Below are 20,280 nucleotides of genomic sequence, written 5' to 3'. Positions count from 1 at the left end.
GGGCGCAGACATGCAGTTTTTTTTGCGGGCGAGCCTATTGGTCGGCGGGCTTTGCGCTAGCACCAGTGTGCTGGCGATGGATTGGGTGTCGCTTGTCTGGCAAAACGATTTGTTTACCGGCACCGACGGCGGCGGTTACACCAACGGTTTGTTTCTCTCCCTCTACGATATATCCGATCAAGGCGACACTGAGTATCGTACACCTTTTTTGGCTCGCCCCCTGGCCTGGATGCTGGATGAGTCTCCGGACTCGCTGTTTTTCAGTGAGCATTCGCTGGGTCAGGCCATGGTCACGCCGTCCGATATTTCGCGCACCGTACCCGACCCGGACGATGCGCCCTACGCCGGGCTGTTGCTCTACCGTGTCAGTCACGCGGTGGTCGAAGAGAATTTTGCCGACCTGGTGCGCACGACCATTGGCATCGTCGGCCCCTCTTCCGGCGCCGAGCAAATGCAAAAGCTGGTGCACAAAATAACCGGCTCCGAGCAACCCAAGGGTTGGGATTATCAGTTAAACGATGAGCCCGTTTTTCAACTGGAGCGCACTGCGGTCTGGCGAATGCCCCTAAGTACCCATCTGGATACAGTGCTGCTGGCACAGGCGGGGCTGGGTAACCTGGAGAGTCATGTGGGTGGCGGCGCTATCGTGCGCGCCGGCAGAGGGCTCGAGGCGAGCTTTGCCACCACTGCCCTGCACTATGGTCGCATCAGTTCGCCGGCGGCCATTGATGGCGGCTGGTACTTGTACGGCGGTTTTGAGGCGAGTTATGTTTTTAACAATATATTAATCAACGGCAACACCTATCGCGACAGTGCCCAAACGGATCTGCGGCACGACCAGCTGAGTCTGACGGCGGGCTTTAGCTACAGCTGGAGTGATCTCAGTGTCACGCTTAGCTACAAAACCGGCAGCTCACTGGATGCGGGCGACAAGTCGCGGGACAGCTTTGGCGCTCTGAGTATGGCGTGGCGACTATGAAGCGCGCGTTGATTGTGGGTTACGTCTGGCCCGAGCCCAACTCATCGGCCGCCGGTGCGCGCATTGTGCAGCTAATACAGGCCTTACATGCGGGTGACTTTGTGGTGGATTTCGCGTGCGCCGCCGCGCTCAGTGAGCATCAGATCGATTTATCCAGTCTCAATGTGCCGGCGCACAGCATCGCGCTCAATTGCAGCAGCTTTGAAGAATTTGTTCGCGCCCTTGCGCCCGATGTGGTGATTTTTGATCGCTTTGTGACCGAAGAGCAGTTTGGTTGGCGCGTCGCCTCGGCCTGTCCGGCGGCGCTGAGGGTGTTGGATACCGAAGACCTGCACAGCCTCAGAGCGGCGCGTGAACAATTGCTAAAACAAGCGCTGGCCTCGGACAAGCAGGCCGGCCCGGTACTGGCAGAAAGCGCTGAGCTGTTCTGTCAAATGCGCCGCAGTGAGATGATTCTGCGCGAGGTCGCCTCTATCTTGCGCTGCGATATGACGCTGATGATTTCACCGGTGGAAATCGCGCTTTTGCAGGATTACTTTCAGGTGCCCCAGGCGCTGCTCTATCTCTTGCCCTTTATGGTGAACCCGGGCGAGAGCGAGCGTCACACTTTTATTGAGCGTCGCCATTTTGTCACTATTGGCAACTTTCGTCATAACCCCAACTGGGACGCTGTGTTGTGGTTGAAACAGAGCATTTGGCCAGAGCTGCGCCGGCAGGTGCCGGAGGCCGAACTACACATTTACGGCGCCTACCCACCGAAAAAGGCGACACAGTTACACAACCCGGCAGAGCGCTTTTACATTAAAGGCTGGGCAGACGATGCCCAGGTGGTGATCGGCGCGGCGCGGGTACTGCTGGCGCCACTGCGTTTTGGCGCCGGTATCAAGGGCAAGCTGCTCGATGCCATGCGCTGTGCAACGCCCAACATCGCCACGCCCATAGCCAGCGAAGGCATGGGGGGCGAGGGTCCCTGGCCCGGCGCCATAGCCACCGACGCTGAATCGTTTGCCCGCGAGGCTGCGCGTTTGTATCTTGAAGCCGATCATTGGCGCCATGCGGCGGATGCCTGCCTGCCATTGCTGCGGGAAAACTTCGATGCCCAGCGGTTAGGGCCGGCCTGGGTTCATCGGCTCCACGGATTGCTGGATGATTTGGACGCGCACAGACAGAAAAATTTTCTCGGTGCTATGTTTCAATTTCACGCCGCGCGCAGTACCGAGTTTATGTCCCGCTGGATTGAGGTGAAAAGCCGGCTTCAGGGCGATAGCTGATCGTCGTCTTTTTGCTTTTTCAATGGCGTTGCAAATTGCAAAATAAGAAAGTTGGTCAGCGCCAGTACGAGGGCGATTTCGTAGCGGTTGTACGCCACGGATACCCCTATAGCGCCCGTGTTCCAGATGCTCGCCGCAGTGGCCGTGCCCACGGTATGGTTGTTGTTTTTTAAAATGGCGCCGCCGCCGATAAAACCAATACCGGTAATAATCCCGTACATGACTCGCGCCTCGGCTTCCCCCGAGCCGTAAACCTGTATGCCCACCAGCATGTAGGCGCAGGAGGCGAGTGCCACCAGCGGAAAGGTCCTCAGGCCGGCGCCCGGGGCGCTGTGTTCGCGATTCACCGCCATGGGCATGGCGAGCAGCAGGGCGATGCCCATCTGCATCAGATGTTCGATTACTTCTTGTATGCTGAGATCAAAGTGCATAGTCGTCGGGGTTTAATCCGCCAGATAGTATTCAACGGTGGAGACTACCCGCACATTCTTAATGTGGGGGTTGTTGGCGTCGCGCGCACTAATGGAGAACTGACCTTGAGAGGCGCGCTTGATTTTACCCAGGCGGCTGCCGGAGTCTTCGGCAAACTTGGTGGCCACTTCCCGCGCCTTGACCGTGGCCTCTTCAATCATCGCCGGCTTGATGTCATTTAGGCCGGTGAACAGGTAATCGGTTTGAGCGTCGTAGTTGCCCGCGGTCAGGACAATGCCTTTCTTGCCCAGTGTGCCGACGTCGCTCATGGCGCTGCGCACCCTATTGATGTCGGCGCTGTAAACGGTCACCACCGCAGTGGCCACATAGCGAAAAGGCGCGGCCGGCCCGCCATAAGACTGGGCCGATTTGTCGGTGATCACTGGTGCATTGGTGCTGATGTCGCCGCTGGCGATGTCACGGGAGTGCAAAAACTCACGGATATGCTGGGTGCTGTCATCGATGCTTTGGTAGAGTTCACTAAGCTCGTTGCTCGCCAGGGTAAAGCTGATCGGCCAGATGACAATGTCGGCCGGCACCTCGCGCTCAGCGAGCCCCTTGGCGGTGACCGTGCGCTCGTATTCCTTGACGGCAATGGCTGCATCGCGCAGTAAAAAGCCAAGCAGGCCGAGGGCGGCAAAGACGAAGGCGCCAATGATCAGTGCGGGTTTGCTGCCGGATCGATCCATGGGGTACTCCTGGAGCCAGGGGCTCTTGTCAACGCGAATGCGTTACTATAATCAATTTGCTGTTGCGAACAAAGGAGTGACTGCAAGCAGGTTGTGGTCTGTAACATTTAAAGGAGTAAGAGAGTGAAAGAGACATTGCCCTGGCGGCCCGATGCAGAGCTCGCCGGTTTTGAGGTGCAGCCCATTGAGGTGGAAGTGGATGGGGTAGCCCTGCGCGGGACTTTGGTACGCGCCGCCGATAATCCGGCCGATGCTGAGCGTGCGGTGCTCTATGTACACGGGCTGACGGATTACTTTTTTCACGAGCACTTGGCCGAGGCCTATCGTAACGAGGGCATTGCCTTCTTCGCGTTGGATTTGCATCGCTTTGGCCGTTCGCTGCGTGATGATGACAGACCCAACTACTGCGATTCGGTGGAGGAGTACTTTCCGGAAATTGACCAGGCGATTGACCGGATTAAGGCCACGGGGGCTCGCCAGTTGATCGTCAACGCTCACTCTACCGGGGGGTTGATTTTGTCTCACTACGCCGACCATGGTTCTCGGCGCGCGGCGATTGATGGCCTGTTTCTCAACAGTCCGTTTTTTGACTTTCCCATGTACGGGCCGGAACGCTGGGCTCTGGCTGCGCTGGCCTGGCTGGGGCGCTGGTGGCCCTATGCCTCCTACCACCACGGTAAGCCATCGCTCTATGCCCAGAGCATTTATCGCGGTTATCGCGGCGAATGGGATTACAACTTGCGGATCAAGCCCGATGTGGGTTTTCCGATTCATTTGGGTTGGATCAGGGCCATCGTCAATGCGCAAAAAAGGCTGCAGGCGGGCCTGGACATTCGTTGCCCGGTGTTGGTGATGCATTCTGCCCGCTCGATTCGCAGCCTTAACCATTGGACCGACGATTTACAGGCGGCCGATGCAGTGCTGGATGTGGAGCACATGAGACGCTACGGTCCCGGTCTCGGCGACCGGGTCAGCCTGGTGGAGATCGACGGCGGAATGCACGATTTGGTGCTCTCGCAGGCAGGCGTGCGCAAACAGGTTTTTGCCGAACTGTTTCGCTGGCTTGGGCAAATCAGCGCCGAGCGTCAGGCGGCCTGACGCTCCAGCAGCAAGTTGCCCATGGTGTCCACCGTTAGCTGCCAGCCCGGTGCCAGCAAGGTGGTGGACACCTGCTCGCAGATCAGCGCTGGTCCTTGCAGAGAGGTGCCACTGACGAGCGCCGGGCGCCGGTAGAGGGGCGTCTGTCCGAGTTCGGGCAACTCAAGCCACTCATCCGGCGGCGGCGCCTTGCCCTGTTGCAGCGGCGCCAGTTGCAGTGAGGCTGTCTCGCCGCGCACACTGACCCTGAGGTTCACCAGCTCCACCGGAATATCCAGCCGGTGGCCGTAGCGCTGCTCGTGCGCCCGGTGGAACGCCTCACCGGCCTGGTCCAGGTCGGTAAACGGCAGATTAAGGGAAAAGCTCTGGCCCCGATAGCGCAGGTCCAGGCTAAAACTATGGCTCAAACTTTCCGATCTCAGCCCCTCGGCCAACAATTGCCGCCGGCCCTCCTGCGCCAGGGCCTCCAGCTGTTGTTCCAGCGCACGGGCGTGGCAGGCGTGCAGCGGTGTTTGGACCGAGCGGGACAGCTGGCGCTCGGGTGCCGCCACAAGCATCCCCAGCGCTGACAGCACTCCCGCATGGACTGGCACCAGTGCCCGGTGCATTCCCAGGGCTTCTGCCAAGGCGCAAACGTGCAGGCCGCCGGCCCCACCAAAGCAGCACAACCGAAATTCTGCGGGGTTGTGGCCCCGCTGCACGGAAATCACCCGCAGTGCGGCGGCCATGTGTTCGTTGGCAATGCGGATGACCCCCAGTGCCGCCTCAGTGGCCGATACCTGCAGCTCGGCGGCCAGCCGTGTCATAGCCGCGCGCGCCGAGTCGATATCCAGCGCCATAGCACCACCGAGGAAATAGTCCGGGTGCAGGCGTCCCAGGCAGGCGTTGGCGTCGGTCACGGTGACCAAGCTGCCGCCGCGTCCGTAGCAGGCCGGCCCCGGGGCCGCACCGGCCGACTCGGGGCCCACACGCAGTAGGCCGCCGGCATCGAGCTGGGCGATAGAGCCGCCACCGGCGCCTATGGTGTGCATATCCACCATAGGCACGGCGACGGGAAAGGGGCCAAGGCGGCCCTGACTGGTGAGCGTCAGCTCGCCATCCACCAGCGAGACATCGGTGGAGGTGCCGCCCATGTCAAAGGTTAGAAATTTCTCCGGCGTGCCGGGAGACAGCTGCTGCGTCAGATAGCGCGCCGCCGCCAAGCCGCCAGCCGGGCCGGACAGCAGTAAATTTACTGCGCGGTTACCTGCCTGGGCCGCGTCTATAGTGCCACCGGAGGACTGCATTACGCCCAGTGGGCTGGGCGCAAGGGCGTTGGCGAGTCGCTCCAGGTAGCCCTGCACCCTGGGCCCGAGGTAGGCATTGAGCCAGGTGGCAATGCCGCGCTCGTATTCGCCGTACTCCGGCAGTACGAAGGAGGAGCGACTGACAAAGACCTGCGCAGGGCAGGCAGCCTCCAGGGCCTTCTCGTCGCTGTCGTCGATAAACGAGTAAAGCAGATTGATCGCCACGGCCTCGGGCTTGCGCTCGGCGATGGTCGCGCGCAAGCGATCGATATCATCGGGGGTCAGCGGACTGATTCTCTGCCCCTTGGCGTCCAAGCGGGCGCCCACTTCCAGGCAGTCCTGCGGCGCTACCGGTGCCTGCCTGGGTGCTGGCGTCAGGTTGTAGAGCTCGGCGCGGGTCTGTCGGCCGATACTCAGCAGGTCTGCCAAGCCTTGGTTGGTGACATAGAGTGTGTTGACGCCCTTGCGCTCCAGCGCCGCATTGGTGGCCACGGTGCTGCCGTGGATGATGCGCAGGAGTCCCTGGCCGGCAGCTTCGTTCAGACCCATCTCAGCAATGCCCTGAACAATCGCGTGTTCGGGCGCCTCGGGGGTGGAGAGCACCTTGTGCACGGTGAGTGCGCCTTTGTCGTCCAGCAGGACAAAGTCTGTGAAAGTTCCGCCGGTATCTACACCCAGTAACATGGCTCTTGCCCAGATAAAATAACAGTCGGCTATTGTACGTTCTGAACCGTGTAAACACTAAGGGCGCTGGCGGGGCAAAACGTCCGCCTCGCATTGACAGGTAACCGCGGGATGAACACGAGCCGGGCAGTGCCGTTACAATAGCGAGCGGCTTTGTTACAGCGGGCGAGTCGAGATGCCGGAATTACCTGAAGTCGAAACCACATGCCGGGGCATTGCCCCGCACATCACCGGGCGCAAGGTCAAGGCCATTGTGGTGCGCCAGCCCAGCCTGCGCTGGCCGGTGCCAGCCGACTTGCCGGCGCTTTTGGTGGGGCGCAAGCTACACGGCGTCAGTCGCCGCGGTAAGTACCTCTTGCTCGGCTTTTCTGAGGGCAGTTTGCTGATCCATCTCGGTATGTCGGGCAGCTTGCGGCTGGTGGCTCCCGGGGCGCCACCCCAACTGCACGATCATATTGATATTGCATTTTCCGGCCGGGTTTTGCGCTACCACGACCCGCGCCGCTTCGGCTCCATGCACTGGCAGCCGGGCGATCCGGCTGAGCATTTTTTGCTTGCCAGCCTCGGCCCCGAGCCCTTGGAGCCGCTGTTTGACGGCGAGTGGTTGTTTCAACGTTCGCGCAAGCGTCAGCAGGCCGTAAAGCCCTTTTTAATGGACAGTAAAGTGGTGGTTGGCGTGGGCAACATCTACGCCAACGAGGCGCTGTTTATGGCCGGTATCAAGCCGATTCGCAAGGCCGGCAGCCTGACCCGCAATAATTGCTTGGCCCTGGCCGAGCACATTAAATTTGTTTTACAACGCTCGATAGACCAAGGTGGTACCACCTTGCGCGACTTTGTCGGCGGCGACGGTAAACCAGGGTATTTTAAGCAGCAGTTGCTGGTGTATGGCCGCGGCGGTGAGCCCTGCACTGTGTGTGCCTTGCCATTGAAAGAAATACGCCTGGGACAGCGCACCACGGTTTACTGCACGCGCTGCCAGCGCTGAGGCTTGTTGCCACGCGCGGGTAAGGCGTGGCGAGTGCAAATGTGGTATAAGGGGCGCTCATTTACGAGCACAAGGATATTGATATGAAACAACTCGTTGCCGTGGCGGCTATTTTCTTTTGCGTATCGGCCCAGGCTGCCGAGCCGGTTTACAAATTGATGGATTTGATCGGCAGCAAAGATCAACTCAATCAAATGTCCGGCCAGATGGTCAGTGTCATGGTGCAGTCCAACCCGGCACTTGCGCCGCATGAAGACGTCTTGAGAACCTGGGCCAATAAGCACTTTACCTGGGATGCCATGAAAGACGATATGGCGACCATCTACAAAAAATACTTCACCGACGCTGAAATCGAAAAACTGATTGAGTTTTACAGCACGCCGGTAGGTGCAAAAGCGATTGAAGTGATGCCGCAGCTGTTTCAAGAGGGCAGCCAAGTGGGTATGCGTATCGCTCAGGAGAATCAGGGCGAACTGATGCAGATGCTTGAGAAAGCGCAGGCTGAGTCCGAAGGCACCGAGGAGCCCTAAGCGAAAAACCAGGCGGCTTAGCAGGCAGTTGGGCCGCCCTGTTGTCATAACCACCAAATGGAGTTGCCCGTTGTGAGACTCTTTGTTGCCCTCCTGATATTTACTCTGGCGGGCTGTGCGCAGCCAAGCCGAGTGGTACAGTCCGATGTTGCTTTAACTTCCAGCTCGCCGCCATGGCAATTGAAAACCTACACGCGCTCCGGCAGCGTAGATGCCCTGCTGCGGCCTGCAGCACAATCCTCGACCCAATGGGAGTTTAGGGCGTCCGGCTCTCAAAGTGCGCCGCTGTTAACGCTGGTGATCAGCGATATGAATTGCGACACCGGTTTTGAAGTGCGCCTATCGTATCAATTTGCGCCCGGGGATACGCGTTTTCAGAAAGTCCATATCGACGAAAGCATTGCCCAACCGTTGGACATCGCGCTGCAGTGGAACAAGGGTGTGGTAGACATTGCGGTTAATCAGCATAGGCTGCAAGCCACTATCTATCGCCTGCCCTCTGAGTTGAGCCTTGCCGTTGCTGTTGGTGAAGCAAACCTGATGCGAATGGAGTATGACCCGCAAGGAGGTAGTACGCATGAAACCCCTTAGCTTTATCGCGCTGTTACTGCTCGCGTTATTGAGCCGTTTCAGTTATGGCGATTTTGCCCTGGGCGCTAGATACTACGATCAGGGTCAGTTCGAAAAAGCCTACAAAGAATTTTTGTTAGCGGCGTCTTACGGCGACAAGGACGCTCAGTACAATCTGGGTGCCATGTATTTTCGCGGTGAGCACGTCGAGAAAAATCTGGTGACCAGCTACGGCTGGTTTGCCCTCTACGAAGAGGGTAGGCAGGGTGAGGTCAATGCTATTTCAGAGAAAATTTTTGCGCGGCTGAACCAAGAGCAGAAAACGCAAGCCTTGGCGGTGCGCGAGCAGTTTTTCGAGCGCTATTCACAGGAGGGAATAAGTCGCAGTCTGTCCCCTGAGCTTTCGGTGTCTGATGCACACAGCGAGGCTTTCAGCCCTTTGCGTAAAGTGGCCCCCGAGTATCCGGCTAGTGCATTGCGACGCGGAGAGACCGGCTGGGTCGATGTGTCTTTTACCATTGCCGAAGACGGCTCCACTCGAGAGCATGTCATTTTGTATTCGTCTTATGCGGGGCTTGGTGATGCGGCGCTCAAGGCGGTGCGCCAGTGGCGGTACAATCCCAGGAGGGTGGATGGCAAGGCAGTGCCGACCACCGGCATTCGCAACCGTTTAGTGTTTCAAATCGCAGGCACTTCTTTCAGGGAGGATAAGTTGAATGAATTTTTCAGTGAACAGCGCTCCCTGGCCGAGACGGGCGATGCCGAGAAACAGTTTCAATACGCCTATGCATTGGGAGCGGCTGAATCGTTAGCTCAGGGTATGGAAAGCCGCAAGCGCCAACCTGAGAAAATTGAGGCGCTGAGCGATAATGCCAACGAGTGGTTTGAAAAATCCGCAAGCCAGGGTAACGCTTCGGCCGCCTATTTTTTGGGATTGAACACGCTTCAGGGGCGCTACTGTGAAAAGAGCACGTTTAAAAGCGCGGGGTGGTTGTACCGAGCCGCTATGCTGGGCAGTGCCGATGCCAAATACACCCTGGCGATTGAGTATTTAGCGGGCGCTTTCTTCGAGCGGGATGCAACCAAAGGCTTGCACTGGCTGCAGCAGGCCGCCGCTTCACTGCCCGCCGCGCAGCTGCGTTATGCGCTTTATCTCGCTACTGCGCAAGCTCCGGCGGATCGCGATCTGGAGGCGGCTCAAAGCTATCTTGAGCGGGTGGATAAGGATTACCACGACAAGCTGACGGTGCTGGAGGTCAAAGCTGCCATTGCCGCCGAACGTGGTGACTTCACGCAGGCGGTAAAGTGGCAGGAGCGAGCGCTCGACGAGGCGAACGACCTCGAACTCGATCTTACCTACTATACGGCGAGGCTTGACCAGTATCGCGCGCAGCGCCCTCTACGCCTTTGGCAGGCTTTACTTTTTCGCGATAATCCACACGGCGTGGACGATGCCCGGAATATACCCGCACAAGGTCAGCAGGATATTGAGCCAAAAGTGGAGGCCAAAGCCCACTTGCAAAAATACGCCTACCGGCGGCAACAAAATAGAAAGCAGTACGCGAATGAGGTCCATGTGTTGTTTCCTGTAATAGCGCCCGCGTCAGCGGGCGCAGAGTCGGTGAATGATTAGGCTACTTGGCGACTGTGCTTGCCTTCGGCCAGCTCTTCCAGCAGTTTACTGTTAAAGGCCTCAAGGTCGTCTGGACTACGGCTAGTGACCAAGCCGCTGTCGCATACGACGGCCTGATCGTGCCAAGTGCCCCCGGCATTGACCACATCATCTTTAACCGTGTGGTAGGACGTAAGATCGCGCCCGCCGATGACACCAGCGCTGATCAGCACCCAAGGGGCGTGACAAATGGCTGCCACCGGCTTGTGCTGCTCAAAGAATTCGCGGGTAAAATCCAGGGCGTCGTCGTTACTGCGCAGGGTATCGGGGTTGAATAAACCACCGGGCAGGACCAGCATGTCGTAATCTTCGCTGCTGGCCTCTTCCAGGGTTTTATCCACCGGGTATTCCTTACCCCAGTTGGTTTTGGCCCAACTGGTGATTTTGCCGCTTTTGAGGGACACAATATCCACCTCGACTCCCGCCGCTTTTAATGCTTCGCGCGGCGAGGTAAGTTCAGACTCTTCAAAACCATCGGTAGCCAAAATGGCGACCTGTTTGCCTTTCACTGACTTAGACATAATTACCTCCTCTCGTCGACAGTGATTGTCACAAGGGCTACTGCAATTATTGGTCCTGCTTGTGAATTGCGGTTTTTAAGGGGTTGGGCTGGTTTGGCGGTGCACGGCTTGCAAAAAGCTGTGAGGTTTACAAAATGCGTGTGTCCAGCCAGCGCTGCGCGGCACTCATGTCCTCGAAGACAGCGGCGGCCCCGGTAAAGTCGTGGCCTTTCGAGTAGTCGTTTTCAACGACAATGCACTCAAGGCCGCAGGCCAGTGCCGAGGTGAGCCCGGTGGCGCTGTCTTCTATAGCGATACATTCATCGGCGTTAAGACCGAGTTGATCGAGGGCGTATTGATAGACATCCGGTGCCGGCTTGGCCCTTGCCACCTGGTCGCGACTGGCGACGATGGCGAAGTAGCGCCCCAATTCGTGCTGCTCCAGTGTGGGTTTTACTTCTGCGAGTGAAGCACCCGTGGCAATGGCGGTTTGCAGTCCGCGGGCAACTACCCATTCAACGCACTCGCGGGCACCGGGAATCAGGGGGCAGGCGGTTAGGCCCAGGCTCGCCCGAGTGGCATTTTCACGTTTGTTGAACAGTGTTTCAGCGCTGATGGGTAAGTTGTACCGTTGGACGAGGTACTCGGCGTTGAAATGGGTGGGAACACCGGCCAGGTGGGCCTTGTATTCCTCTTCGGGAAACTCGACGCCAAACTCTGCCAGTAAATCGACCCAGAGTCCGTAGTGTTTACGCTCGGAATCGACCAGGGTTCCGTCGTGGTCAAAAATAACGCCTTTTATCATTGCCTTGGGCCCCCAAAAGGCGCCGATTGTAGCATGAGGTCGACATAAAAAAGGGCCGCTCGGCGGCCCTTTAATGGCGGTCGAATCCTGTCCGTCAGGGTTCGGCGAGATCCCCGACTTTAAAGCCGCTGCCGCTGACAACATTGCCCTCGGCGTAGGCAGACTCAACATTGGTCAGTTTGATCTTACCCAAGGTCTCGTAGGTGACCTTGAGCACGGCGCCTGTGGCCGGGTCTTTGATCTCACGCCCTTTGCGCTTAACGGTTAGTGTTTGGCCGCTGGTCAGGCCGGCGCTGCTGCCGGCGTTGAGAATGACATTTTTGCCAGTCACGTCGGCCAGCAAAACCGGCTCGGAGCTGGTCGCCGAGCCACCACTGCCTGAGGCTTTCAGGTCGGCGCTGGCCAGTTTGCCCACCAGCTCGTCGATGGCGCCGCGCAGGGCTTCTGTGGCGCTTTTTTCATTCCAGCTCTCGCCGCCGCCAAAGCCGAATACCCGGACGTTCATGGATGACTTGGAGGCACTGCCGGTATCGGCAAAGAGAATGCGGGACGTGTTGACGTCAATGATGCGAACATCCACGGTCGCGTGGTAGCCCTTCTTGCCCACATGTACGCCGCCGCCCCCGCCCCCGGCGTTGCTCTGGCCATACTCGGTGACAGCACCGGTAACGATGTATTCAACGCCGATGATTTTACCGATTTTGGCCGCGGTTGCCGGGTCTACCCGGCCCGAGCTGCCGAGGTTTTGCTCCTGGATAATGCTGTTGAGGCGGTCGCGCTCAAAAATATCGTAGTCGGTGCCTTTGACCAGCTCGGTGGTGAGCATGTCCGCTGCGCCGCGTCCGACTTGCCAGCCGCCGTGCTGGCTTTTGTTTTCAAAATCCATCACCGCGATACGCGGTGCGGACCAGGCCAGTGGCGCCGCAATCAACACTGCTGCCAAAAGCCACAGCTTTCCCCAAACATGACGGTACATAGTCAACTCCCTCTTATCTGTGTTGTCGGGACCAAGCGGCCCCTCTTGTAGCCACAATAATAGGCTAGACTGCCGTCTTATTTCTACCTTGGGCAGCGCTCTATTTCCGACCGGTGAGCGCGTATCGCGGATGGCCGGCGGTGTACAAAGATCGCCTGCGGTTTCAAAATAGAGCCCAGATGCGCTAAGGGTAAGGATTATGAAATCTCTCGGGGTCATTCTCGCCGGTATGGTGGTTTGCTGGTTTCTGACCGATGTACGTTCGCAAAACGGGTTCTTTAACCTGTTTATGCCACTGTGCGTCCTGCTTTTTGTGATTGCGTTCTTGTTTTGGCTGGTCTTTGCGCTCGCCGAAAGGCGCAGTGGCAACACCAGCCGCTCGGCGCTGGATGTGTTTGATCACCAGGATTTAGGCGGCAGTGATGGAGGTGGTGATTAAGCGGGAAAAAAAAGGGATAGCCAATGGCTATCCCGAAGTCCGATATCATGAAGCTATCGGGGGAAGAAACTGTCGGGGCGCTGGCAGCGGCCGGCGAGGTGTGTTTCCTTGTGATCGATGATCGAGAAGGCGCGGTTAGACCGCGACGTAGACTTTGCCGTTGTCGATTTTTACCGCGTAGGCGGTGAGCCGATGTTCCGGCTCCTCCAGACACTCGCCGGTTTTCAGGTCGAAGTGCTGCTTGTACAGAGGCGAAGCGACACAGATGCGCTCACCTTGCGAGCCGATAATGCCTCGCGACAATACATTGGCTTTGCCGATCGGATCAAAGTTATCGACTGCAAAGACTTCATCCAGTTTGCCTGAGTAGAAAAGGGCGATCTGGCGGCCTTTAATCAAGGCACACACGCCGGTGTCGGCAGTCAGTGCCTGCTTATCGCAGACGGGGGTCCACTGAATGGTTTCTTCGCTGCTTGCGGCATGGGCGTTCATGAGCGTGTCTCCTGTGATTGTCCTGGTACACCGCAGATCGTCTCGATGTGCTGGTGTGTCGCCCTTAAAAGTAGGCGGTTTTGCGCGCCAAGGATTGCAAGGGCGCACTTGAATTTATGATCTTTGGCGGCGCGTTCCAGCGCCGCTATTAACCCGGCAATTTCCAGCGCAGAGTTAATTGGTCGTGATTTCCATGGCGGGAATCTGGTCTTTGCGCTCTTGCTCGTTCGCCGGGCGACGCTGCTCGCGCTCGACCACATAGGCCAAGTTCGCGTCGGTCTCTTCGCTGTTGATAAAGTGGCGAAAGCGCTTGAGTTTTTCCGGATTCTCAATGGTGGTTTTCCACTCGCATTGGTACTTGCCGATGTTGCTGGTCATTTCATTTTCCAGTTCCTGGGCGATGTTCAGCTTGTCATCAATGACGACTTCACGGAGATAGTCCAGGCCGCCTTCCAGATTTTCCAGCCATACCGAGGTACGCTGCAGACGGTCGGCTGTGCGAATATAAAACATCAATACACGATCGATGTACTTCACCAGGGTTTCGTCGTCGAGATCTGTGGCGAACAAGTCGGCGTGACGCGGACGCATGCCGCCGTTACCACAAACGTAGAGGTTCCAGCCATTCTCCGTGGCAATAACCCCGATGTCTTTCGATTGTGCCTCGGCGCACTCGCGGGTGCAGCCCGATACGGCAAACTTGAGTTTGTGGGGCGAGCGTAAACCTTTGTAGCGGTTCTCAATGGCAATGGCCATGCCCACGCTGTCCTGTACACCATAGCGGCACCAGGTGCTGCCTACGCAAGACTTCACCGTGCGCACAGACTTGCCATAGGCGTGCCCAGTTTCAAAGCCGGCATCCACGAGCTTTTTCCAGATAACCGGAAGCTCGTGCAGTTGGGCACCGAATAAATCGATCCGCTGGCCGCCAGTGATTTTGGTGTAAAGGTTAAACTCCTTGGCGACTTCACCCAGGACAATCAATTTGTCGGGGGTGATTTCACCGCCGGCCACTCGGGGCACGATGGAGTAAGTGCCGTCTTTTTGCATGTTGCCAAGGTAAATATCGTTGGTGTCCTGCAAGCCCATGTGCTTTTCTTCGAGCACATAATCATTCCAGTAAGAGGCGAGAATGGATCCCACCGCTGGTTTGCAGATGTCACAGCCAAGGCCTTTGCCGTGACTGTCCAGTAGCTCGTCAAAGGATTCGATTTTCTTTACCCGAATGATATCGGCGAGTTCAGCGCGCGAGTACTCAAAGTGTTCGCAAATATGGTTGTTCACCTCCACGCCGAGGTTGGCCAACTCTTTATCCATGACGCTTTTCACCAGGGCGGCGCAGCCGCCACAACCGGTGGATGCGCCCGTGGTCGATTTAATATCGCCCATGTTGCAGCAACCGCCTTGCACGGCATTGACGATATCGCCCTTGGTGACGTCTAGGCAAGAGCATAGCTGTGCGGTGTCGGGCAGTGCGTCAACGCCCATGGCGGCGCTGGCGCTACCGTCGGATTGCGGCAGTATCAATTGCTCGGGCGAGCCGGGCAAATCCATGCTGTTGACACACATCTGCTGCAAAGTGCCATAGGCTTCTACATCGCCCACCAGTACGGCGCCGAGAAGTTTCTTACGATCCTCACTGACGATCAGGCGCTTGTAGACTTCATTTACGCCGTCTTCGTAGGTGTAGGTTTGCGCACCGGGGGTGCGTGCGTGGGCATCGCCCACGCTGGCAACGTCAACGCCCAGCAGTTTGAGTTTGGTGCTCATATCGGCACCGGTAAACTCCTCGGGGCCGCCGTCTATGTGAGAGAGGGCGACTTTCGCCATTTGGTACCCGGGCGCTACCAGGCCAAAAATCTTACTGTCCCACAAAGCGCATTCACCAATGGCGTAGATGTCTTCTATCGAAGTACGGCAGTAGTTATCGATAATAATGCCACCGCGCTCGCCAACATCAATGCCGCAATTTCGAGCCAGCTCGTCCTGCGGGCGAATACCGGCGGAGAAGAGAATCATGTCGGTCTCTAAATAGCTGCCGTCGGCAAACTCCATACGGTAGCGATGCTTTTCCCCGGCGGTAATATTTTTGGTGTTCTTTTCGGTGTGGACATTCACATCCAGCGCTTCAACTTTCCGGCGCAGAAGGTTACCGCCGCCTTCATCGAGCTGTACCGCCATCAGACGTGGTGCGAACTCCACCACGTGAGTTTCCAGCCCCAAGTTTTTCAGTGCATTGGCCGCTTCCAGGCCCAGAAGTCCGCCACCGACTACCACGCCCACTTTACTTTCCTGGGCAGAGGCGGTAATTGCCTCGAGATCCTCAATGGTGCGATACACCAGGCAGTGAGGCTGATCTTTGCCGGGAATGGGCGGCACAAATGGGTAGGAGCCGGTTGCCAGAACGAGTTTGTCATAGCGCTCGACTTTACCCGAGGCCAGCTTCACGGTTTTGTTGTCGTGGTCTAAATCCACAACTTTGTCGTTCAATGTGTAGACCACGCCCGCGCTTTGATAGTGCTCTTCGCTCGTGAGCATCAGGTCGTCTACGGTGGAACCGGAAAAATAGCTCGACAGCTTCACCCGATCGTAAGCCAGCCTGGGCTCTTCTGAAAACGTTAAGATTTCGTATTTGTCGGCGCTGTCGCTGTTGATGACATTGTCAATAAACTTGTGACCAACCATGCCGTTACCGACGACGATGACGCGTTGTTTACTCATGGCGAATACCTCTGGCTAATTCGGTTAGGCGCTCAGGCTCTGATACTGGCCTGTTGCTGATAGTTGCGGTTCTATGGCTTTGAGTTGTTGCGCGAGATTGACGACCTCGCCCACCATGATCAGTGCGGGTGACTGCACCTTGTGTTCCTCGACAGCCTGTTGCAGTGAGCTGAGCTCTGTGCTGATAACGCGCTGGTTGTCACGGCAGCCGTTCTCAATGATGGCAGCAGGCGTGGTGATGGCCATTCCCGCACGGATGAGTTGTTCGCTGATTAATTCAGCGCGGCTGACACCCATATAAAACACCAGTGTGTGGTTGAGCTGGGCGAGAGCGCTCCAGCTGAGGTTCAGCTCTCTCTCGCCGTGACCGGTCACCAGCGTGCAGCCCTGCGAAACACCGCGGTGGGTCAGCGGTATATCCGCCGAGGTTGAGCAGCCTGAGGCCGCCGTAATACCCGGGATTACCTCGGCATCGCAGCCTGCCTGGCGCAGCTGCAACAGCTCTTCACCGCCGCGACCGAAGACAAAGGGGTCGCCACCTTTCACGCGACAAACGGTCAAGCCGCGTTGGGCGTGATCCACCAACATTTGATTGAGATCGGTCTGGGCCACGCTGTGACAGTTCTTCACCTTGCCCACGTAGATGCTGGGCACGCCCCGGGGAAAGAGCTCACGGATTTCCTGACTCACAAGTTGGTCAAAGAAAATCACATCGGCACTTTCTATGGCCCGCAGGGCTTTGATCGTCAACAGCTCGGCGTCGCCTGGGCCGGCGCCCACCAGCCAGACTTTGCCTTGGGTCGGACGCGTTTGCGGCGCCAGGGAGACGACCGTCGCGGGCTTGTGTGTGCTGAAGTTGTGCATGGTGCAATCTCGTTTGCGGTTATCAGGCCAGCCCACAGAAGGCTGGTTGCTTGACTTGGGTAAGAGCAAGGACGGTGCCAGTCGCCAAAAAATGGCTTGGAATGCGAATTTTCCCAATAAAAAACAGTGCGTTATGATTTACACGTTTTAATGGACAGAGAAAATTCAAATGCCGACTCTGATTCACAATGGGGCGGCGCGCACCGTCATATGCACCATTGTCGGGATATTGGTGCTGACTTTGGTGTGTCCAAAGTGGTGCAAATTGAGGCTGTCTCGACCCTATAAGCCCAACTTGGTGCACCAGTTTGGGCGCTCTTGGGGCGGTAGTCTCTGTGCGGTGGCTGTGAAACCCCTGAGAATGTGGGCGAGTGCTGTTAAACTGGTAAGTTGGAAGGTGTCTTGCTAGCACGGTGTCTTGCTAGAGAGTGCTATCGATGAGCTACGAGGTTGCTATGCCCTTGCAGGCTGAAGAGAAGGTGTCCGGACCGCTGGTGGACCCATTTGATCGGACGGTCCGCTACTTGCGCATGTCGGTGACGGATCGCTGTGACCTTCGCTGTGTCTATTGCATGGCGGAAGAGATGACCTTTTTACCGCGCTCAGAGGTGTTGAGCATTGAGGAGTTCGTCCGCACAGCGAGGGTGTTTGCCGGCCTTGGCGTGAACAAAATTCGCCTGACCGGTGGTGAGCCGCTAGTGCGCCAGGGTATTGTGACCCTAGTAGAAAAACTGGCGGCACTGGAGGGCATTGATGAGCTGTGCATGACGACCAATGGTACGCGGCTCGATCAGTTTGCTGCGCCTCTAAAGCAGGCGGGGCTCGACCGTCTTAATATTAGTCTCGATACGTTAAACGCTGAGCGCTTCCGCGCTCTTACGCGTTTTGGCGATTTGCGAAAGGTGCTCGATGGTATTCAAGCGGCCCAGCAAGCCGGCTTTGCGCGGATAAAAATTAACTGTGTGGCACTCAAGCATCGCAATGCCGACGAGGCAAAGGATTTAGTGCGCTTTGCGCTTGAGCGCGGTCTGGACATCAGTTTTATTGAAGAGATGCCCCTCGGGAAAATCGACAGTCACGGTCGGGCGGCGGAGTTTGTCTCCAGTGCCGAGCTCAGAGAACAGATTGCGGGTGAATTTACGCTGGTCGCCAGCGCAGCGCAATCGGGCGGGCCCGCGCGCTATTGGAGCAGTCCGGGCTACGATTCGCGCATCGGTTTTATTTCCCCGCACAGTCAGAACTTTTGCGCCAGCTGCAATCGTGTGAGACTCACGGCCACCGGCCGCTTGTTGCTGTGCCTGGGTCAGGAACACAGCCGGGATTTGCGGCAGGTGCTGCGCAATCACGCCGATGACCGTTATCTGCAGCAGGCCATACGCGAGGCGGTGGCTATCAAGCCCAGGGAGCACACCTTTGACCTCAGTGCCGATGAGCCGCAGATTGTCCGGTTTATGAACGCGACCGGTGGTTAATACGTTTTCTTGGTCGCCCAATTTCAGTATCCGCTAAGAGCCCAAAATGAGCGCAACGAGTGAATTTATTCCGCTGAGTATCAGTGTGCTGACGGTATCCGATACCCGCACAGCCGCCACAGACACCTCCGGGCAGGCTCTGGTGGAGCTGCTGACGCACGTTGGACACCGCCTGTTTGATCGGGCGCTGGTGAAAGACGACATCTACCAGATTCGGGCGCGCGTTTCCCATTGGATAGCCGATACAGCCTGCCAGGTTATCGTCATCACCGGGGGGACTGGGTTCGCTGGCCGCGATTCCACGGTCGAGGCGGTGGAGCCACTCTTTGACAAGACGGTGGTGGGTTTTGGGGAGCTGTTCCGCCAGATTTCCTATGAAGAAATTGGCTCGTCCACGATCCAGTCCCGGGCCACGGCGGGGCTGGCCAACCGAACCTTGATATTTTGTCTGCCCGGCTCCACGGGCGCCTGTAAAACGGCCTGGACGATCATCGCAGAACAGCTGGATGCGCGTCATAGGCCGTGTAATTTTGTTGGCCAACTGGTGTGACGGAAGCAAGAGCGTGACCAACCAGCTGCTCAGTGTCGAACAGGCGCGCCAAACAATCATTGCCGAGGGCCTCGCGCGGCGCGGAGGGGTGGTGGAGTCTGTGCCTCTGGAGCAGGCGCTCGGCAGAGTGCTGGCCGAGGATATTGTCTCGGGCATTGACGTCCCGCCAGCCGACAACAGCGCCATGGACGGTTACGCAGTGCGCGCACAAGAGGCCCTCTTAGGTGTGATCCTGCCGGTTAGCCAAACGGTGGCGGCCGGTACCCTGCCCGCGCCCCTGGCAGTGGGTAGCGCGGCGCGGATTCTCACCGGCGCCGAGTTGCCCCCCGGGGCCGATGCAGTAGTGATTCAGGAAGAGGTCGAGCGAACCGGCGATGTGATTGAGCTTCGGGCAGCGGCTCGTCCCGGCGACAACATCCGCCCGCGGGGCCAGGATATTGCCCGGCACAGTCGGGTGCTGTCCGCCGGTCACAGGTTGCGGCCGCAGGATTTGGGGCTGCTCGCCTCGATTAACCGTGACCGCGTATCTGTCTATCAGCCCATTAAGGTGGCTTTGTTGTCCACCGGCAGCGAGCTGGTCGAGCCGGGAGCGGAGCTCAAACCCGGGCAAATCTACAATTCCAACCGACCCATGCTCGCCGCCTTGCTCAGCCAGTGCGGGTGTCAGGTGGTGTCGCAGGATCGGGTCGCGGACGATGCCGCGCAGACGCGGCAAATGCTGAGCCGGGCGGCCGAGGGGGCGGATCTGATTGTTACCACCGGCGGTGTCTCGGTGGGTGATGAGGACCATGTCAAAGCGGCAGTGCAGGCGCTTGGGGAATTGAGCTTGTGGAAAATTGCCATGAAGCCGGGCAAGCCATTGGCCTTTGGTCGGGTGGGCTCAGTGCCTCTGGTGGGTTTACCCGGCAATCCGGTCTCGGCGTATGTGGCTTTTCAACTGTTGGTGCGGCCCTTGCTGCAGGCACTTGGCGGGCAGCGGGTGAGCGAGTTGGAGTACCGTCAGTTACCGGCGGCTTTCCATTGGCCTAGAGCAGGGCGGCGCGATGAGTATGCCAGAGCTCGCGTCAGCGATGGGCGAGTAGAACTCTACCCGCAGCAGAGTTCCGGCGCCCTCTCGTCAGTGGTGTGGGCTGAGTGCCTGGTGTGCATACCTGCAGGCGCAAGCATCTCGCCCGGCGAGCTGGTGCAGGTGCTGCCCCTCGCGCAGTGGTAATAGGGCCTGC

The 20,280-nt window shown here is 57.9% G+C and carries 20 protein-coding genes; 11 read left to right on the top strand and 9 right to left on the bottom strand.

Annotation, left to right across the window (positions count from 1 at the left end; genetic code table 11):
• Positions 1 to 10 precede the first annotated feature (10 nt).
• Together QWI16_RS04500 and QWI16_RS04495 are read left to right on the top strand one after the other, a co-directional pair.
• The gene (locus QWI16_RS04500; protein ID WP_302711558.1) at positions 11 to 979 is read left to right on the top strand and encodes a lipid A deacylase LpxR family protein; all 969 of its coding nucleotides are present in this window, start codon (positions 11 to 13) and stop codon (positions 977 to 979) included.
• The gene (locus QWI16_RS04495; RefSeq protein ID WP_302711557.1) at positions 976 to 2,250 is read left to right on the top strand and encodes a glycosyltransferase; all 1,275 of its coding nucleotides are present in this window, start codon (positions 976 to 978) and stop codon (positions 2,248 to 2,250) included. The genes QWI16_RS04500 and QWI16_RS04495 overlap by 4 nt, the downstream gene beginning before the upstream one ends.
• Here QWI16_RS04495 and QWI16_RS04490 read toward each other — a convergent pair.
• Together QWI16_RS04490 and QWI16_RS04485 are read right to left on the bottom strand one after the other, a co-directional pair.
• Entirely contained in the window at positions 2,235 to 2,639 is a 405-nt protein-coding gene (locus QWI16_RS04490) for an MgtC/SapB family protein (RefSeq protein WP_302711556.1), read from the bottom strand. The two genes, QWI16_RS04495 and QWI16_RS04490, sit on opposite strands and share 16 nt — an antisense overlap.
• 54 nt (positions 2,640 to 2,693) lie before the next feature.
• Positions 2,694 to 3,410: an SIMPL domain-containing protein gene (locus tag QWI16_RS04485; RefSeq protein ID WP_302711555.1), complete on the bottom strand. Its 717-nt coding sequence runs from the start codon at positions 3,408 to 3,410 to the stop codon at positions 2,694 to 2,696.
• 123 nt (positions 3,411 to 3,533) lie between these two features.
• Between QWI16_RS04485 and QWI16_RS04480 the strand changes: the two genes are divergently transcribed.
• Positions 3,534 to 4,508, top strand: coding sequence for an alpha/beta hydrolase (locus QWI16_RS04480; RefSeq protein WP_302711554.1), 975 nt, complete (start codon positions 3,534 to 3,536; stop codon positions 4,506 to 4,508).
• Here the strand turns inward: QWI16_RS04480 and QWI16_RS04475 are convergent.
• The gene (locus QWI16_RS04475; RefSeq protein ID WP_302711553.1) at positions 4,496 to 6,478 is read right to left on the bottom strand and encodes a hydantoinase/oxoprolinase family protein; all 1,983 of its coding nucleotides are present in this window, start codon (positions 6,476 to 6,478) and stop codon (positions 4,496 to 4,498) included. The genes QWI16_RS04480 and QWI16_RS04475 overlap by 13 nt on opposite strands.
• Before the next feature lie 175 nt (positions 6,479 to 6,653).
• Between QWI16_RS04475 and mutM the strand changes: the two genes are divergently transcribed.
• The 4 genes from mutM (at position 6,654) to QWI16_RS04455 (ending at position 10,199) form a co-directional block, all read left to right on the top strand.
• Entirely contained in the window at positions 6,654 to 7,466 is an 813-nt protein-coding gene (gene mutM / locus QWI16_RS04470) for a bifunctional DNA-formamidopyrimidine glycosylase/DNA-(apurinic or apyrimidinic site) lyase (RefSeq protein WP_302711552.1), read from the top strand.
• 83 nt (positions 7,467 to 7,549) lie between these two features.
• On the top strand, positions 7,550 to 7,996 hold the full coding sequence (locus QWI16_RS04465) for a DUF2059 domain-containing protein (protein ID WP_302711551.1): 447 nt from the start codon (positions 7,550 to 7,552) through the stop codon (positions 7,994 to 7,996).
• Between the two features lie 72 nt (positions 7,997 to 8,068).
• The gene (locus QWI16_RS04460; protein ID WP_302711550.1) at positions 8,069 to 8,587 is read left to right on the top strand and encodes a hypothetical protein; all 519 of its coding nucleotides are present in this window, start codon (positions 8,069 to 8,071) and stop codon (positions 8,585 to 8,587) included.
• The gene (locus QWI16_RS04455; protein ID WP_441294555.1) at positions 8,574 to 10,199 is read left to right on the top strand and encodes a TonB family protein; all 1,626 of its coding nucleotides are present in this window, start codon (positions 8,574 to 8,576) and stop codon (positions 10,197 to 10,199) included. The genes QWI16_RS04460 and QWI16_RS04455 overlap by 14 nt, the downstream gene beginning before the upstream one ends.
• On the opposite strand, the gene QWI16_RS04445 is transcribed toward QWI16_RS04455, so the two are convergent.
• The 3 genes from QWI16_RS04445 to QWI16_RS04435 all read right to left on the bottom strand — a co-directional run bounded on the left by QWI16_RS04445 (position 10,196) and on the right by QWI16_RS04435 (position 12,519).
• Positions 10,196 to 10,759 carry a type 1 glutamine amidotransferase domain-containing protein gene (locus QWI16_RS04445; RefSeq protein ID WP_302711549.1) on the bottom strand — a complete coding sequence of 188 codons (564 nt, stop codon included), beginning with the start codon at positions 10,757 to 10,759 and terminating at the stop codon, positions 10,196 to 10,198. The genes QWI16_RS04455 and QWI16_RS04445 overlap by 4 nt on opposite strands.
• 127 nt (positions 10,760 to 10,886) lie before the next feature.
• Entirely contained in the window at positions 10,887 to 11,543 is a 657-nt protein-coding gene (locus QWI16_RS04440) for an HAD family hydrolase (RefSeq protein WP_302711548.1), read from the bottom strand.
• A 94-nt stretch (positions 11,544 to 11,637) separates the two neighbouring features.
• Positions 11,638 to 12,519 (bottom strand): CsgG/HfaB family protein, encoded by an 882-nt coding sequence (locus QWI16_RS04435; RefSeq protein WP_302711547.1) that lies wholly within the window; start codon positions 12,517 to 12,519, stop codon positions 11,638 to 11,640.
• Between the two features lie 199 nt (positions 12,520 to 12,718).
• Between QWI16_RS04435 and QWI16_RS04430 the strand changes: the two genes are divergently transcribed.
• Entirely contained in the window at positions 12,719 to 12,958 is a 240-nt protein-coding gene (locus tag QWI16_RS04430) for a hypothetical protein (RefSeq protein WP_302711546.1), read from the top strand.
• 135 nt (positions 12,959 to 13,093) lie between these two features.
• On the opposite strand, the gene nirD is transcribed toward QWI16_RS04430, so the two are convergent.
• The 3 genes from nirD to cobA all read right to left on the bottom strand — a co-directional run bounded on the left by nirD (position 13,094) and on the right by cobA (position 17,035).
• Positions 13,094 to 13,450 (bottom strand): nitrite reductase small subunit NirD, encoded by a 357-nt coding sequence (gene nirD / locus QWI16_RS04425; RefSeq protein WP_302711545.1) that lies wholly within the window; start codon positions 13,448 to 13,450, stop codon positions 13,094 to 13,096.
• 174 nt (positions 13,451 to 13,624) lie between these two features.
• Positions 13,625 to 16,171, bottom strand: coding sequence for a nitrite reductase large subunit NirB (gene nirB / locus QWI16_RS04420; RefSeq protein WP_302711544.1), 2,547 nt, complete (start codon positions 16,169 to 16,171; stop codon positions 13,625 to 13,627).
• A 24-nt stretch (positions 16,172 to 16,195) separates the two neighbouring features.
• Positions 16,196 to 17,035 (bottom strand): uroporphyrinogen-III C-methyltransferase, encoded by an 840-nt coding sequence (gene cobA, locus QWI16_RS04415; protein WP_302711543.1) that lies wholly within the window; start codon positions 17,033 to 17,035, stop codon positions 16,196 to 16,198.
• A 437-nt stretch (positions 17,036 to 17,472) separates the two neighbouring features.
• Here cobA and moaA point away from each other — a divergent pair, with 437 nt between their 5' ends.
• Genes moaA through QWI16_RS04400 form a run of 3 tightly spaced genes read left to right on the top strand, consistent with a single transcriptional unit; the run spans position 17,473 to position 20,270 of the window.
• Positions 17,473 to 18,507, top strand: coding sequence for a GTP 3',8-cyclase MoaA (gene moaA / locus QWI16_RS04410; RefSeq protein WP_302711542.1), 1,035 nt, complete (start codon positions 17,473 to 17,475; stop codon positions 18,505 to 18,507).
• 46 nt (positions 18,508 to 18,553) lie between these two features.
• Complete coding sequence (gene moaB, locus QWI16_RS04405) at positions 18,554 to 19,057, top strand: molybdenum cofactor biosynthesis protein B (RefSeq protein WP_302711541.1); 504 nt, start codon at positions 18,554 to 18,556, stop codon at positions 19,055 to 19,057.
• A 13-nt stretch (positions 19,058 to 19,070) separates the two neighbouring features.
• Complete coding sequence (locus QWI16_RS04400; protein WP_302711540.1) at positions 19,071 to 20,270, top strand: molybdopterin molybdotransferase MoeA; 1,200 nt, start codon at positions 19,071 to 19,073, stop codon at positions 20,268 to 20,270.
• Positions 20,271 to 20,280 lie beyond the last annotated feature (10 nt).

Origin of the sequence: Gilvimarinus algae (assembly GCF_030518215.1) — a bacterium.
Lineage (GTDB): Bacteria > Pseudomonadota > Gammaproteobacteria > Pseudomonadales > Cellvibrionaceae > Gilvimarinus > Gilvimarinus algae.
The sequence above is the reverse complement of the archived record's forward strand: the minus strand, read 5'-3'. Positions and strand labels throughout refer to the sequence as shown.

Excerpts from the sequence above, each read along its gene's own strand:
- QWI16_RS04500 (WP_302711558.1), top strand. The coding sequence starts at position 11 with ATGCAGTTTTTTTTGCGGGCGAGCCTATTGGTCGGCGGGCTTTGCGCT.
- QWI16_RS04495 (WP_302711557.1), top strand. The coding sequence starts at position 976 with ATGAAGCGCGCGTTGATTGTGGGTTACGTCTGGCCCGAGCCCAACTCA.
- QWI16_RS04490 (WP_302711556.1), bottom strand. The coding sequence starts at position 2,639 with ATGCAGATGGGCATCGCCCTGCTGCTCGCCATGCCCATGGCGGTGAAT.
- QWI16_RS04485 (WP_302711555.1), bottom strand. The coding sequence starts at position 3,410 with ATGGATCGATCCGGCAGCAAACCCGCACTGATCATTGGCGCCTTCGTC.
- QWI16_RS04475 (WP_302711553.1), bottom strand. The coding sequence starts at position 6,478 with ATGTTACTGGGTGTAGATACCGGCGGAACTTTCACAGACTTTGTCCTG.
- mutM (WP_302711552.1), top strand. The coding sequence starts at position 6,654 with ATGCCGGAATTACCTGAAGTCGAAACCACATGCCGGGGCATTGCCCCG.
- QWI16_RS04465 (WP_302711551.1), top strand. The coding sequence starts at position 7,550 with ATGAAACAACTCGTTGCCGTGGCGGCTATTTTCTTTTGCGTATCGGCC.
- QWI16_RS04455 (WP_441294555.1), top strand. The coding sequence starts at position 8,574 with ATGAAACCCCTTAGCTTTATCGCGCTGTTACTGCTCGCGTTATTGAGC.
- QWI16_RS04445 (WP_302711549.1), bottom strand. The coding sequence starts at position 10,759 with ATGTCTAAGTCAGTGAAAGGCAAACAGGTCGCCATTTTGGCTACCGAT.
- QWI16_RS04440 (WP_302711548.1), bottom strand. The coding sequence starts at position 11,543 with ATGATAAAAGGCGTTATTTTTGACCACGACGGAACCCTGGTCGATTCC.
- QWI16_RS04435 (WP_302711547.1), bottom strand. The coding sequence starts at position 12,519 with ATGTACCGTCATGTTTGGGGAAAGCTGTGGCTTTTGGCAGCAGTGTTG.
- QWI16_RS04430 (WP_302711546.1), top strand. The coding sequence starts at position 12,719 with ATGAAATCTCTCGGGGTCATTCTCGCCGGTATGGTGGTTTGCTGGTTT.
- nirD (WP_302711545.1), bottom strand. The coding sequence starts at position 13,450 with ATGAACGCCCATGCCGCAAGCAGCGAAGAAACCATTCAGTGGACCCCC.
- nirB (WP_302711544.1), bottom strand. The coding sequence starts at position 16,171 with ATGAGTAAACAACGCGTCATCGTCGTCGGTAACGGCATGGTTGGTCAC.
- cobA (WP_302711543.1), bottom strand. The coding sequence starts at position 17,035 with ATGCACAACTTCAGCACACACAAGCCCGCGACGGTCGTCTCCCTGGCG.
- moaA (WP_302711542.1), top strand. The coding sequence starts at position 17,473 with ATGAGCTACGAGGTTGCTATGCCCTTGCAGGCTGAAGAGAAGGTGTCC.
- moaB (WP_302711541.1), top strand. The coding sequence starts at position 18,554 with ATGAGCGCAACGAGTGAATTTATTCCGCTGAGTATCAGTGTGCTGACG.